This is a genomic window from Rathayibacter sp. AY1B4, assembly GCF_002932815.1.
Taxonomy (GTDB): domain Bacteria; phylum Actinomycetota; class Actinomycetes; order Actinomycetales; family Microbacteriaceae; genus Rathayibacter.
In genome coordinates this window covers 228,626-242,596 of the sequence record NZ_PSWN01000002.1, presented here as the reverse complement: position 1 = coordinate 242,596, position 13,971 = coordinate 228,626, and the positions used below count along the sequence as shown (strand labels likewise).

The window sequence follows — 13,971 nt, the reverse complement described above, 5'->3', positions numbered from 1 at the left end:
ACCTGGCGATGGCGAAGGCCGTGCAGTCGCTGCAGCGCAAGGAGGTCGAGCGGATCATCCTGACCCGCCCGGCGGTCGAGGCGGGGGAGCGGCCTGGCCGCGGCGCTCGGCGCGGTTCGCGAACTCCCGGGCCTGCTCGCGCTCGAAGTGCTGCGCCTGCTTCTGCTGGTCGTACTCGGTGTAGGCGTCCACGATGCGGCCGACCAGGCTGTGGCGGACCACGTCCTCGCTGGTCAGTCTCGAGAAGTGGATGTCGTCGATGCCGTCGAGCACCCGCGTCACGAGGCGGAGTCCGCTCGCGCCGGTCGGCAGGTCCACCTGGGTGATGTCGCCGGTGACCACCATCTTCGAGCCGAAGCCGAGGCGGGTGAGGAACATCTTCATCTGCTCGGGCGTCGTGTTCTGCGCCTCGTCGAGCACGACGAACGAGTTGTTGAGCGTGCGCCCGCGCATGTAGGCGAGCGGAGCGACCTCGATCGTGCCGGCCGCGAGCAGCTTCGGGACGATCTCGGGGTCCATCATCTCGTTCAGCGCGTCGTAGAGCGGGCGCAGGTACGGGTCGATCTTGTCGGTGAGCGAGCCGGGCAGGTAGCCCAGCCGCTCCCCCGCCTCGACCGCCGGGCGGGTCAGGATGATCCGCTCGACCTCCTTGCGCTGCAGCGACTGCACGGCCTTCGCCATCGCCAGGTAGGTCTTGCCGGTTCCGGCCGGGCCGATGCCGAAGACGATGGTGTTCTGATCGACCGCGTCGACGTACTCGCGCTGCCCGAGCGTCTTGGGCCTCACGCTCCGTCCACGCGCCGTGAGGATGGCCTGGCCGAACGCCTCGGCCGGGCTCACCGGCCCGCCGTTCTGCAGGATGCGGGCGGACTCGCGCACGCCCTCCGGGTCGAGATCGTGCCCGCTCGCGGTCATGCGCACCAGTTCTTCCACCAGGCGCGTCGCAGCGGCGACGGGCTCGCGCTCGCCGTCGAGCGTCACCTCGTTGCCGCGCACGTGCACCCGGACATCGGGGAATCGTCCTTCGACCGCTCGGATGAGGCGGTCCTGGGGTCCGAGGAGGCGCACCATCGCGACTCCGTCGACGGCGACGACGCGCCGCGTCGTCTCGGACGCGTCCGCGCCGGGGGCGGGACGCTCGTCGGGGCTCGCGCCCGTGTTCTCAACCGGTGGCAAGGGAGCCTTCCGTCTGGTGGCCGCCCAGGACGTGGGCGTGCACGTGGAACACGGTCTGGCCCGCCTCTTCGCCGGAGTTGAAGACGAGGCGGAACTGACCGTTGCTGTGGGCGTCGGCGAGCGACTGGGCGACCTGCACCATCTCGGCGAGCAGGGCGGGATCGGCGGCGGCGAGGGCGGCGACCGTGGCGTGCTCCTGGGTCTTCGGGAAGACGAGGAGGTGGACGGGCGCCTTCGGCTCGATGTCGGTGATCGCGAGGATGCGCTCGTTCTCGAACACCACATCGGCCGGGATCTCGCCCTGGACGATGCGCGTGAAGACGGTGGGTTCGCTCATGCACTCATCTTAAACGGGGCCCGTGCGCGACGGGCGCCGCGTTCGCCCACGGCACCCTGCTCCGGCGCCCCGAGGCGGCTGTGGAGGAGCGTCACCAGCGGCCCAGGCGGGCCGAGAGGACGGCGATGGCAGCGGGACCTGCGGTCGAGGTGCGCAGGACGGAGTCGCCGAGCGCGACGGCCTCGGCGCCCGCCTCCGCGAGCAGCCGCAGCTCCTCCGGAGCGATGCCGCCCTCGGGCCCGACGACGAGCACCAGGTCGCGTCCGTCCGGGACCACCTGGGAGAGCCGCGCCTGCGCCGAGGGCTCGAGGACCAGCACGCGGGACGTCGCGGCGCGCGCGACGAGACCGCGCACCTGCTCGAGCGGCGCGACCTCGGGCACCCGGGGGCGCAGCGACTGCTTGCTCGCCTCGCGCACGATGGCCCGCCAGCGCTCGCGCCCCTTCTCCTCCTTCGGGCCCGACCACCGCGAGATCGACCGCGCGGCCTGCCACGGGACGACCTCGTCCACCCCGAGCTCGGTCGCCGCCTGCACGGCGAGCTCGTCGCGGTCGCCCTTCGCGAGGGCCTGGACGAGGACCAGGCGCGGGGACGGAACCGGGGACTCCTGCACCGACTCCACGACGAGCACCACTCGCGCCGGCTCCGCGCTCTCGACGACCGCGGTCGCGACGAATCCGCGCCCGTCGCCGACCCGGACGCTCTCGCCCGCGCGGATCCGGCTGACGGTCGCGGCGTGCCGTGCCTCCGCGCCGGTGAGCGCGAGCCGGCCCCCGACGACGAAGCCGCCGGAGTCCAGCGACTCGTCGATGTAGTGGTGCGCCACGGGCTCAGCCCAGGAAGCGGTCGCGGAGCTTCGAGAAGAGGCCCTGCTGGAAGTGGGTCAGCGCGGGCTTCTGCGGCTTGTAGTGCTTCGCGAGCTCCTGGACCAGCTCCCGCTCGCGGTGGCCCAGCTTCGTCGGGGTGACGACCTGGATGCCGATGCGGAGATCGCCGCGTCCACTGCCGCGCAGGCGCGTGACTCCGCGTCCCTTGATCGTGACGATCTCGGTGCTCTGCGTGCCCGGCTTGATCTCGATCTCGATGTCGCCGTCGAGCGCCTTGAGCGACGCCGTGGAGCCGAGGATCGCGTCCGTCATCTGCACCTCGAGGGTGCAGAGCAGGTCGTCGCCGTTGCGGCTGAAGACGTCGTGGTGCTTGACCTTGATCTCGAGGTACAGGTCGCCGTTGGGGCCGCCGGCCGGGCCGACCTCGCCGCTGCCGGGCATCTGCAGGCGCAGGCCCGTGTCGACTCCCGCGGGGACGTCGACGGGGATGGTGCGGCGGGCGCGGACGCGTCCCTGGCCCTGGCAGGTGGAGCAGGGGGTCGCGATGACGGTGCCGTAGCCGCGGCAGGTGCCGCAGGGGCTCGCCGTCATCACGTTGCCCAGGAGCGAGCGGACCGTGCGCTGGATCTGGCCGGAGCCGTGGCAGATGTCGCAGGTCACCGGCGAGGTGCCGGGCTGGCAGCACGAGCCCTGGCACGTCTCGCAGAGCACCGCCGTGTCGACCTCGAGGTCGCGGTGGGTGCCGAAGATGACCTCGTCGAGCGAGACCTCCACGCGCAGCAGGGCGTCCTGGCCGCGCTCGCGGCGGGAGCGCGGCCCGCGGGACGAGCCCTGCGCGCCCTGCCCGAAGAAGGTCTCGAAGATGTCGCCGAACCCGCCGAAGCCCTGGCCGCCGCCGCCGAAGCCCTCCTGGGGCCCGCGGTCGTACTGCGCCCGCTGCTGGGCGTCGCTCAGGACGTCGTAGGCGTGCGTGACGAGCTTGAAGCGCTCGGAGGCGTCCGCGCTCGGGTTGACGTCGGGGTGCAGCTCGCGGGCGAGTCGGCGGTACGCCTTCTTGATCTCGTCGGCGGAGGCGTCGCGGTCGACGCCCAGCACTTCGTAGTGATCGGCCACAGGTGGCTTCGTCCTTCGTTCGTGGGTCGGTGGGCCGGGCACGGCGCACCGGGGGGATCCGGCGGGGGCCGGGAGGTCGGGCCTACTCCTCGCCGAGGAGGCGGGAGAGGTAGCGGGCGACGGCGCGCACCGCGGTGATGTTGCCGGAGTAGTCCATCCGGATCGGGCCGAGCACGCCCAGGCGCGAGACCTGGCCGCCCGCGGTGTTGTACCCGCTCGTGAGCACCGAGGTCTCCTGCAGCCCGAACGGCGCGTTCTCGCGGCCGATGCGCACCGAGATTCCCCGGAGGTCCGGGGTCATCTCGGCGAAGAGGCGCAGCAGCTCCACCTGCTCCTCGATCGCCTCGAGCACGGGGTAGATGCTGCCCGAGAAGTCCTCCTCGGTGCGGACGAGGTTGGCGGCGCCGGCCATGACCAGGCGGTCCTGCCGGTTGGCGCCGACCTGCTCGAGCAGGGTCTGCACGATCGGCGTCAGCACGTGGCGCCGCTCGGGGCTGAAGCGCTCCGCGACGGAGCCGAGCGTCTCGGCCGCCTGCTGGAGCCCGAGGCCCAGCACGGCCGTGTTGAGCTTCGCGCGGATCTCACCGAGGAGCGCGTCGTCCACGTCCTCCGGGGTCTCGAGCACGCGCTGGTCGACCCGGCCGGTGTCGGTGATCAGCACCGACAGGAGGCGGCGGGGAGCGAGGGCGACGAGCTCCACGTGGCGCAGCCGCGCGGCTCCGAACGACGGGTACTGCACGAGCGCGACGCTGTTGGTGAGCTGCGAGAGCAGGCGGACGGTCTTGACCAGCACCTCGTCGAGGTCCGGGCTCTGCCCGAGGAACGTCTCGATCGCCTGGCGCTGCGCGGAGGTCAGCGGGCGGAGGTCGGCGAGCTGGTCGACGAAGAGGCGGTAGCCCTTGTCGGTCGGCACGCGGCCGGAGGACGTGTGCGGAGCCGCGATCAGCTCCTCCTCCTCCAGCTGGGCCATCTCGTTGCGGATGGTGGCGGCCGAGACGCCGAACGCGTGGCGCTCGACGATCGACTTCGAGCCCACCGGCTCCCGGTTCGCCACGTAGTCCTGCACGATCACGCGCAGGACCTGGAGACCGCGCTCCGTGACCATACGACCGACCTCCCGCCGGACTCCGAGTGCCCGCGGGCACGACCGTCTGCGGCGCTGACGCCGCGCGGAGCCTGGCACTCCGCAACTCTGAGTGCCAATCATAACCGGGAGGCGGACCGCCCGGCGGGGTTGCGCGGGGATCGGCCGGGGTGCACTCCTGCAGGGCCGCGGGGAGGAGCCCCGTCATCCCCGAGGAGGAGGTCCTGCGCGGCCCGGTGCGGAGGGAGTCGCCGCATGCCACGATGGACGCCGAGCGCACGGGGGACGCCCGTCGCCGCCGCCGGAACGGAGACCATCATGTCGGCCACCCCTCCCCCGCCCCCCGTCTACGGGACCCCGGCTCCGCCGCTGAACCCGGCGGACGAGAAGACCTGGGCGATCGTCACGCACGTGACCGGCATCTTCTTCAGCTTCCTGCCCTCGGTGATCGTCTTCCTGGTCTTCAAGGGGCGCGGACCGTTCCTCGAGGCGCACGCCAAGACGGCCCTCAACTTCCACCTGACGACGCTGATCGCCTACGTCGCCGGGACGATCCTGTCCTTCGTGCTCGTCGGCTTCATCGTGTTCCTGGTCGTGCCGATCCTGGTGATCGTCTTCGCGATCATCGCCTCGGTGCGCGCCAGCGCGGGCGAGTACTACACCTATCCGCTCAGCATCCCGTTCTTCAAGTAGCCGCGGAACCGGGCGGCCGTGCGTCGGCCGCCCCGGGATCCGGCCTCAGCCGTCGGTGAGGCGGCGCACGACCGCGTCGGCCAGCAGACGGCCGCGCAGAGTCAGCACGATCCGGCCGCCGAGCGCCGCCCGGCCGTCGACGAGGCCGTCGGCGATGAGCCCCGCCACCTCGCTGCGCCGACCGGCGTCGATCGCGTCGATGGGCAGCCCGTCCGCCAGGCGCGAGCGCAGCAGCACGTCCTCCACACGCCGCGTGCCCGCGTCGAGCGTCTCCCGCCCGGCAGCGGGCGAGGCCCCGGTGCTCAGCCGGTCGGCGTAGGCCGCCGGGTGCTTCACGTTCCACCAGCGCACGCCCCCGACGTGGCTGTGCGCGCCGGGACCGACGCCCCACCAGTCGTGGCCGAGCCAGTACGAGAGGTTGTGCCGGGAGCGGTGGGCGTCGTCGCGCGCCCAGTTGCTGACCTCGTACCAGGAGTACCCGGCAGCGGCCAGGCGCGCGTCGGCGAGCTCGTACATGTCGGCCGTGAGGTCGTCGTCCGGGGTCGCGACCTCGCCGCGGCGGATCTGCCGGGCGAGCTTCGTGCCGTCCTCCACGATCAGGGCGTAGGCCGAGAGGTGGTCCGGCCGGTTGGCGAGCGCGGAGTCGAGCGACCGCTCCCAGTCGGCCAGGGACTCCCCCGGCGTGCCGTAGATGAGGTCGAGGCTGACCTGCAGGCCGGCCTCCCGCGCCCACTCGACCACGAGCGGGACCCGCTCCGGGTCGTGGGTGCGCTCGAGCGTGGCGAGGACGTGCGGCACGGCCGACTGCATCCCGAAGCTGACGCGGGTGAAGCCCGCCTCGGCCAGCGCGCGGAGGTAGGCGGCGTCGACGGAGTCCGGGTTCGCCTCGGTGGTGATCTCGGCGTCGGGCGCGACCCCGAAGTGGGTGCGGAGACCGTCCAGCATCCGCACCAGGTCGCCGGCGGGCAGCAGCGTGGGCGTCCCGCCGCCGAAGAAGACCGTGCGGGCGGGGCGCCGGGGCAGGCCCGAGCGCTCGAGCACCTCGGCGCCGAGAGCCATCTCGGTGATCGCCTCGTCGGCGTAGTCCTGCTGCTTCGCCCCGCGGAGCTCGGTCGCCGTGTAGGTGTTGAAGTCGCAGTACCCGCAGCGGACCCGGCAGAACGGCACGTGCACGTAGAGGCCGAGGTCGCGCTGCTCCACGCCGTCGACGACGGACGCGGGCAGTCCGCCGTCGAGCGGAGCAGGATCGGCGATCGGGAGGGCGCTCCCCACGTCAGCTGACGCGCGCCGGCAGCAGCGCGCGCAGGTACTTGGCGACCTGGCGCTTCTGCACGGCGCGCAGCACCGGCGCGCCCAGGCGGTAGAGGCGGGTGGAGGGACGCGAGAAGACCCGGATGACGAGCCAGACCGAGTCGTCCGCGCGCTTCTCGACGACGAAGGACTCCTCGCCGCTCTCGGGGTGGCCCTCGAGGGTGCCGTAGGCGAAGCCGACCTGGTCGGGCTCGTCGACGACGTAGACGACGCGCACCGGGGCGTCGAAGACGCGGCCGAGCAGGGTCACACGGAGCACGGCGGTCACGCCGGCGGTGATGTACGGGGTGCCGTCGGGAGCGAAGTGCTCCTCCGTCGGCCGGCTGACGAGGTCGATCGGGGTGCCCGCGGCGTCGAAGTTGACCCCGGTGTACTGCACGCCGCTGCCGCTGGTGATGTCGGTCACCTCGATGCCGCTGCCGCGCTGCACGCCCCAGGTCATCAGGGAGGCGGTGGTGATGGCGAAGCGCTCGTCACCCGAGCCGAGCCGGGCCTCGAAGCGCTCGGCCGTGAAGCCGTCCGGCGGGTACTCGAGCAGGTCGGGGGCCAGAGTGCCGCCGACGGCCGCGTAGGTGACCTGCGGCTGGCCCTCGAAGTTGGAGCGGCGGATGCTCACGTCCCGACCTTCTTCCCGGACTCCTCGAGCGCGGCGCGCGTCGAGTCCGCGCGCCGGGTGGTGCTGTCCATCCGACCCAGCGTATCCGACCGTCGCCGCCCCGAGCCGGGAACGACGGAGGGCCCTCCCCCGCCGGAGCGGGAGGAGGGCCCTCGTCGTGGTGCGGGTCGGGTCAGCTGCAGGGAGTCAGCTTCTGGACGGCCGCCGACAGGGTGCCGGTGCCGCCGAGGAGGACGACGCGCGTCGCTCCGCCGGCCTTGATGTCCTGCAGCACCTTGACCGGAACGCAGGTCGGGGGCACGGCGAAGAGGGGGCTCCCCGTGCGCCCGGCGGCCGCGGCTCCGGCCAGGGCGTCGGGGAAGTTCTCGCCGGTGGCCAGGAACACGGTCTTCGACCCGCGGGGGAAGGCCGCCCGGTTGAGCTGCTCCGAGGTGTCGTAGCGGTCGACTCCGCCGATGCGGGTCACGGCCGGTCCGGCCGGCACCGTGAGGGAGTTCTGGATGCCCGCGCTGACCGACAGCTCGGAGCCCGCGATGGTGAGCACCGGAGGCCGGAGCCCCCGCAGGATCCCGACCGTGGTCGGGTCGGCCGCCGGGAGGCCGCCGTTCACGAGGACGACGGGGGCGGAGTTCTTGCCTGCGGCGGCGGTGGCGCTGAGCGCGTCGGGGAACTTCTCGCCGGTCGCGAGCCAGGCCCCCTTCGGCGAGCCGCCTCCGAAGGCGCTCTCGATGATCTTCCGCGACGTGTCGTAGCGGTCGGTGCCTCCGAGGCGGAAGACCCTCCCGTTCGCGTACTGGCCGAGGTCCGTGGCGAGGGCGTCGCTGACGCTGAGGTCGGAGCCGACGACGACGATCCGCTGGGGCGCGAGACGGGTGAGCTCGTCGCGGACGACCTGGCTCACCGAGTCGCGGTCGACCAGGAGGAGCGGGCCGCCCTGCTTCGCGGCGGCGGGTCCGGCGCTGAGCGCGTCGGGGAAGTTCGCGCCGGTGGCGATGTAGACGACGGGCACGCCGGGGGTGGTGAAGGTCGCCTTCGAGATCTCGACGGCGGTGCCCTGGCGGTCGGTGCCCGCGAGGCGGACGACCTCCGGGCCGGTGCCCGGCGTCGGCGTCGGGGTGGTGGTCGACGGGACGACGCGCAGCGGCGCGCGCACGATGACGCCGGTGCCGGAAGGCTGCTCCCCGCCGCGGCTGAGTCCCTTCACCTCGACCGACGGGGCGCCGAGCGGCGTCGTGTCGCTGAAGTTCAGGTAGCGGTCGAAGAACTCCTGGGTCGGCCGGATCGCGACGCCCCGTCCGCCCTCCACGACCGTGGGAGCGGCCTTCAGGCGGCCGCCGTCCTCCGTGCCGACCGTGGCGCTGAGGCCCGCGAGGTCGAAGAAGCCGGGGACACCGGAGTCGAGGACGATGACGTCGCCCGCGCCGGCCTCGGTGACGGTGCCGCCGCCGGCCCAGAATTCGCCGCCGACGGCGCGGTCGGAGGAGGTGGACGTCGACAGGTCGAGGTCGGCATCCGCGGTTCCGCTCGCAGCCGTCACCGCGAGGGTGGCGGAGAGGGCGAGGACGAAGCCGGTCCGGTCGACGCCGGCCGGAGCGTACGCGTCGTCCGCCTCGTCCTCGGCGCCGTTCAGGAGGAGCGAGAGCGAGGTGCCGCCGAAGGAGCCGGCGGCGCGCCCGATCGGGATCTCGATCGAGTTGGTGGCGGTGTCGACGACGGATTCGCCGCTCGCGAGGTCCGTCGCGGTGCTGCCCAGCTGCCACTCCACGACCCGGTAGCCGGGGTACGACCACTCGGTGAAGGTGTCGGGAGCGGTGGAGTCGGGCAGCTCGACGGTCAGCGTGGTCGCGTCTGCGGCCACCGGCAGCGGCACGTCGGTGCCGAACCGGGCGCTGTCCGACCAGAAGTAGGGCGCGGGCGCGACCGGGATCACCTTGTTCGCTGCGGAGGCCGGTCCCGCCGCCACCAGCGATCCCGCTGCGACGGCCGCGATGCTCGCGAGCGCCGCCCCCGTCCTGATCCAGCGCTTCCTCGTGCTCGTAGGCACCACGGACTACCACCCTTCGTCATGGTGGAGGACCGGTCGTCGACGCTGCAGCCCCCCGTGCGGATCGGTCTCGATCCACGGCCGCGTCCTGGCGTCCGAAAGCTATCGGTCCGCTGTGAGGCGCCGCAATCCCCGCGGACACGATGTCCCGGACGGGGGGTGTGTCACCCGTCCGGGAGGGAGGAGGGCGCCGGCGAGGGGGGTCGCGCTACTTCTTGTCCTTGGTCTCGACGTCGCCGGAGAGCGCGGCGATGAACGCCTCCTGGGGGACCTCGACGCGGCCCACCATCTTCATGCGCTTCTTGCCCTCCTTCTGCTTCTCGAGGAGCTTGCGCTTGCGGGTGATGTCGCCGCCGTAGCACTTGGCCAGGACGTCCTTGCGCATCGCGCTGATCGACTCGCGGGCGATGATCCGGGCGCCGATGGCGGCCTGGATCGGCACCTCGAACTGCTGCCGCGGGATCAGCTTGCGCAGGCGCCCCGTCATCAGCACGCCGTAGGCGTAGGCCTTCTCGCGGTGCACGATCGCGCTGAACGCGTCGACCTGCTCGCCCTGCAGCAGGATGTCGACCTTCACCAGGTCGGCCTCCTGTGAGCCGGCGGGCTCGTAGTCGAGCGAGGCGTAGCCGGCGGTCTTCGACTTGAGGTTGTCGAAGAAGTCGAAGACGATCTCGCCGAGGGGCATGTGGTAGCGGATCTCGACCCGGTCCTCGCCCAGGTACTCCATGCCGATCAGGGTCCCTCGGCGGCTCTGGCAGAGCTCCATGATCGTGCCGACGTAGTCCTTCGGCGCGAGGATCGCGGCCTTGACGATCGGCTCCGTGACGGCGGCGATCTTGCCGACGGGGAACTCGCTCGGGTTCGTGACGGTGACGGTCTTCTTGTCCTCCGTCGAGACCTCGTAGATGACCGAGGGCGCCGTGGTGATGAGGTCGAGACCGAACTCGCGCTGCAGGCGCTCGGTGATGATCTCGAGGTGCAGGAGGCCGAGGAAGCCGCAGCGGAAGCCGAAGCCGAGCGCCACCGACGTCTCGGGCTCGTACACGAGCGCCGCGTCCGAGAGCTTGAGCTTGTCGAGGGCCTCGCGCAGGTCCGGGTAGTCGCTGCCGTCGATCGGGTACAGGCCCGAGAAGACCATCGGGAGCGGCTCGGTGTAGCCGGGCAGCGCCTGCGTCGCGGGCTTGGACGCCGTGGTGACGGTGTCGCCGACCTTCGACTGGCGCACGTCCTTCACACCGGTGATCAGGTAGCCCACCTCGCCGACCGCGAGACCCTGCGTCGCGACGGGCTCGGGGCTCGACACGCCGATCTCGAGGATCTCGTGCGTGGCGCGGGTCGACATCATCTGGATCTTCTCGCGCGGCGAGAGCTTGCCGTCGATCATCCGGACGTAGGTGACGACCCCGCGGTAGGCGTCGTACACGGAGTCGAAGATCATGGCGCGCGCAGGGGCGGAGGGGTCGCCGACGGGCGGCGGGATGAGCTCGGTGACGCGGTCGAGCAGCGCCTCGACGCCCATGCCGGTCTTGCCGGAGACGCGGAGGACGTCGTCCGGGTCGCCGCCGATCAGGCTCGCGAGCTCCTTCGCGTACTTCTCGGGATCCGCGGCCGGCAGGTCGATCTTGTTCAGGACCGGGATGATCGTGAGGTCGTTCTCGAGCGCGAGGTAGAGGTTCGCGAGCGTCTGGGCCTCGATGCCCTGCGCCGCGTCGACCAGGAGGATCGCGCCCTCGCAGGCCGCCAGCGAGCGGCTGACCTCGTAGGAGAAGTCGACGTGGCCCGGAGTGTCGATCATGTTCAGGGCGAACGTGCGCCCGTCGCGCTCCCACGGCATCCGCACGGCCTGCGACTTGATCGTGATGCCGCGCTCGCGCTCGATGTCCATGCGGTCGAGGTACTGCGCGCGCATCGCCCGGTCCTCGACGACACCCGTGATGCCGAGCATCCGGTCGGCGAGGGTGGACTTGCCGTGGTCGATGTGGGCGATGATGCAGAAGTTGCGGATGGACGCCGGATCGGTCGCGGCGGGCTCGAGCCCGGAGTGTGCACGTGGAGACATCGTGGGACCAGTGTCCCATGCCCGGCGGCGGAGGCCGGGACCGGCGGCTACAGATCGAGTCCGTAGGTGCGGGTGGGCTCGACGCCGGGCGGGTTCTCCCGCTCGCCGAGGCGGACGAAGCCCATGCTCTCGTAGAGGGCGTGCGCGGTGGTCATCAGCGTGCCGCTGTTCATCACGACCCGCTGGAGGCCCCGCTCGGCGGCGAGCATCACGACGAACTCGGTGAGCAGCCGCCCGAGACCCCGCCCGCGTGCCTCCGGGGCGACGGCGAGAAGCCGCCAGTCCAGCTCGCCGGGGCGGCCGAGCTCGTACAGGTTCGCGCCCGGGCGCGCGGTGGTGACCGTGGCGAGGATCCGCCCGTCGCACTCGACGGCGACCCAGACCTCGCCCTCGACGTCGTGCCGGGCGACCGCGGCGACGTCGGCGGCGTACTCCTCCCCCAGCTCGTAGTCGTGGGCGTAGGCGGCGAGCCGCAGGCGCGAGACCTCGTCGTACTCCTCCGCCCGGACGCGCCGGACCAGCACCTCGGCGGCGCTCATCCGCGCACCGGGGCCGGGAGGGCGCGCAGCCCGTGCTCCAGCGCCGCGGGGTCAGCGGCGAGGCAGACGCGGATCCAGCCCTCGCCGGTGCGGCCGAAGGCGCTGCCGGGAGCGACGGCGACGAGGGTCTCGAGGAGGAACGACTCGACCCAGGAGGCGACGTCCCCGCCGGTCGCGTGCGCCATGTCGATCCACAGGTAGAACGCGCCCTCGGGCTCGCGGTAGGCGATCCCCCGCTCGTCGAGCACGCCCGTCGCGAGCCGCAGGTTGGCGAGGTAGTGGTCGGAGGCGGAGGCCACGGCGTCCTGCGGCCCGGTCAGAGCGGCGAGGGCGGCGCGCTGGTCCGGAGTGGCGACGCAGCTGATGGCCGCCTCCTGCACCGTGACCATGATCGACGTGAAGCCCGGAGGCGTCACGAGGTAGCCGACGCGGACACCGGTCATCGCGTACGTCTTCGAGAAGGAGAAGACGCTGAGGACGCGGTCGGCGTCGTCCCCGCGCTCCTGGGCGATCGCCGCGAGGCTCACGTGCGGGCGCCCGTAGGTGAAGTACTCGTAGACCTCGTCGCTGAGCACCCACAGGTCGTGGCGCCGGGCGATGTCGAGCAGGCGCTCGAGGACCTCCCTCGGGAACACCACGCCGAGCGGGTTGGAGGGGCTGTTGACGATCAGGACGCGGGTCCGGTCGGTGATCAGGCGCTCGACCTCGTCGGGATCGGGGAGGAAGGCGTTCTCGGCGCGCAGCGTGTACGGCACGGGGACGGCGCCGATGGTCCGCGCGTTGGTCGTGAAGACGGTGTAGCCCGGGTCGGGGATGAGCACCTCGTCGCCGGGCCCGAGCAGGAGCGTCATCGCCTGGTGCAGCGCCTGCGTGGCGCCGACGGTCACCCAGACCTGCTCGACGTCCGCCTCGATGCCGTTGTCGCGCGCCAGCTTCTCCACGATGGCCCGCCGGAGCTCGGGCACGCCGCCGTTGGGCCCGTAGCGGGTGTCGTCGGCCGCCCACGCCGCTCGGGCCGCCTCGATGATGTGCGGCGCGGTCGGCACGTCGGGCTCGCCCACCGCGAGGAGGGTGACTCCGTCGAGCCGCAGCGCGATCTCGAACAGGTGGCGGATGCCCGAGGGCGGCACCGCGGAGAGGTGATCGGCGAGACGGGGCACCGGCGTCACGTTACCGGCGGGCCCGGACCGCGAGACGCCACGGCGGTCCGCCTCCCCCGGCGTGTCGCCCCGGCGGCCCCGACCCGGACGGCGCCGCACCCGCGGGCGCGGCGCGGTTGAAGGGTGACGACGGGTGCGCTAAAGTTCCTTGTTGGCTTGCGCTCCCCCTCCGGACACCCGGCAGGCGTGGAGTGATCAGAAGCCGGCGACCTCCAGTCGCACCGCAGGGCGTTCAGACGCCCGCGGAAGGGGCACTCCGTCGAGTAGCCGGCTGCACACACGCACATCCGAGAAGAAGGTAATCCACGTGGCAAACATCAAGTCGCAGATCAAGCGCAACCTCACCAACAAGAAGGCGAACGAGCGCAACAAGGCCGTCAAGAGCGAGCTGAAGACCGCCATCCGCTCGGTCCACACCGCCATCGCCGCCGGTGACACCGAGAAGGCCGGCACCGCCCTCGCCTTCGCCGCCAAGAAGCTCGACAAGGCCGCCAGCAAGGGCGTCATCCACAAGAACCAGGCAGCGAACCGCAAGTCGGCCATCGCGAAGCAGGTCGCCGCGCTGTAATACTGCGCGAAGCTGCAACGACGAAGGGTCCGGCCATTGGCCGGGCCCTTCGTCGTTGCAGCTTCGCGGTCGACGGGCTCCTCGTGCCTCGTCGCCCGTCGCGCGGTCGGCTTCCGCGCATGGTTGCGGTGGGAGGAGCGGGTTTCGTTCCGGGTACGACGATCCGCTCGCACGCGGATCGCCGGTGACCCTGCGAGGTCGACGGGCGACGCTTCGTCGTCCATCGGACGTGGCGCGGTCGGGTCTCATGACGGTCGCGGTGGGAGGAGCGGGGAGCGTTCCGGGTACGACGATCCGCTGACACGCGGATCGCCGGTGACCCTGCGGGGTCGTCGTCCGACTCTTCGTCGGCCGCGGTGCGACCCTGCGAGGGGAGGTGATCCCCTCACTGCTGGTCGAGTAGCCGCGGAGCGGCGGATCGAGACCCGCCGGAGACGAGGTCGA

Annotated in this window: 13 protein-coding genes and 1 pseudogene; 3 read left to right on the top strand and 11 right to left on the bottom strand. The window is 72.1% G+C overall.

Annotated features, from left to right (window positions below):
- A pseudogene (locus C5D66_RS02295) lies at nt 1-98 on the top strand (PhoH family protein); the annotation flags it as partial.
- On the opposite strand, the gene C5D66_RS02290 reads toward C5D66_RS02295, so the two are convergent.
- The 5 genes from C5D66_RS02290 to hrcA all read right to left on the bottom strand — a co-directional run bounded on the left by C5D66_RS02290 (nt 55) and on the right by hrcA (nt 4,558).
- Nucleotides 55-1,071, bottom strand: coding sequence for a PhoH family protein (locus C5D66_RS02290; protein ID WP_104326779.1), 1,017 nt, complete (start codon nt 1,069-1,071; stop codon nt 55-57). The pseudogene C5D66_RS02295 and the gene C5D66_RS02290 overlap by 44 nt on opposite strands.
- 91 nt (nt 1,072-1,162) lie before the next feature.
- A complete protein-coding gene (locus C5D66_RS02285; RefSeq protein ID WP_104225201.1) occupies nt 1,163-1,513 on the bottom strand; it encodes an HIT domain-containing protein in 351 nt (116 codons plus the stop codon).
- A gap of 91 nt (nt 1,514-1,604) precedes the next feature.
- Entirely contained in the window at nt 1,605-2,339 is a 735-nt protein-coding gene (locus C5D66_RS02280) for a 16S rRNA (uracil(1498)-N(3))-methyltransferase (protein WP_104326778.1), read from the bottom strand.
- A 4-nt stretch (nt 2,340-2,343) separates the two neighbouring features.
- A complete protein-coding gene (dnaJ, locus tag C5D66_RS02275) occupies nt 2,344-3,453 on the bottom strand; it encodes a molecular chaperone DnaJ (RefSeq protein ID WP_104225203.1) in 1,110 nt (369 codons plus the stop codon).
- An 82-nt stretch (nt 3,454-3,535) separates the two neighbouring features.
- Nucleotides 3,536-4,558 (bottom strand): heat-inducible transcriptional repressor HrcA, encoded by a 1,023-nt coding sequence (hrcA, locus tag C5D66_RS02270; RefSeq protein WP_104255149.1) that lies wholly within the window; start codon nt 4,556-4,558, stop codon nt 3,536-3,538.
- A 234-nt stretch (nt 4,559-4,792) separates the two neighbouring features.
- On the opposite strand from hrcA, the gene C5D66_RS02265 reads away from it, so the two are divergent.
- A complete protein-coding gene (locus C5D66_RS02265; protein WP_258061188.1) occupies nt 4,793-5,230 on the top strand; it encodes a DUF4870 domain-containing protein in 438 nt (145 codons plus the stop codon).
- 45 nt (nt 5,231-5,275) lie between these two features.
- Here C5D66_RS02265 and hemW read toward each other — a convergent pair whose 3' ends face one another.
- The 6 genes from hemW to C5D66_RS02235 all read right to left on the bottom strand — a co-directional run bounded on the left by hemW (nt 5,276) and on the right by C5D66_RS02235 (nt 12,959).
- Entirely contained in the window at nt 5,276-6,502 is a 1,227-nt protein-coding gene (hemW, locus tag C5D66_RS02260) for a radical SAM family heme chaperone HemW (RefSeq protein WP_104255147.1), read from the bottom strand.
- 1 nt (nt 6,503) lies between these two features.
- Nucleotides 6,504-7,157, bottom strand: coding sequence for a DUF1990 family protein (locus C5D66_RS02255; RefSeq protein ID WP_244229440.1), 654 nt, complete (start codon nt 7,155-7,157; stop codon nt 6,504-6,506).
- 172 nt (nt 7,158-7,329) lie between these two features.
- Nucleotides 7,330-9,204, bottom strand: a complete 1,875-nt coding sequence (locus C5D66_RS02250) for a cell wall-binding repeat-containing protein (protein WP_104255146.1) — start codon at nt 9,202-9,204, stop codon at nt 7,330-7,332.
- Between the two features lie 205 nt (nt 9,205-9,409).
- A complete protein-coding gene (lepA, locus tag C5D66_RS02245; RefSeq protein WP_104223127.1) occupies nt 9,410-11,260 on the bottom strand; it encodes a translation elongation factor 4 in 1,851 nt (616 codons plus the stop codon).
- Between the two features lie 47 nt (nt 11,261-11,307).
- Entirely contained in the window at nt 11,308-11,799 is a 492-nt protein-coding gene (locus C5D66_RS02240) for a GNAT family N-acetyltransferase (protein WP_104255145.1), read from the bottom strand.
- On the bottom strand, nt 11,796-12,959 hold the full coding sequence (locus C5D66_RS02235) for a pyridoxal phosphate-dependent aminotransferase (protein ID WP_104255144.1): 1,164 nt from the start codon (nt 12,957-12,959) through the stop codon (nt 11,796-11,798). The genes C5D66_RS02240 and C5D66_RS02235 overlap by 4 nt, the downstream gene beginning before the upstream one ends.
- A gap of 307 nt (nt 12,960-13,266) precedes the next feature.
- Here C5D66_RS02235 and rpsT point away from each other — a divergent pair, with 307 nt between their 5' ends.
- Nucleotides 13,267-13,527: a 30S ribosomal protein S20 gene (gene rpsT / locus C5D66_RS02230; RefSeq protein WP_097165711.1), complete on the top strand. Its 261-nt coding sequence runs from the start codon at nt 13,267-13,269 to the stop codon at nt 13,525-13,527.
- Nucleotides 13,528-13,971: the final 444 nt, after the last annotated feature.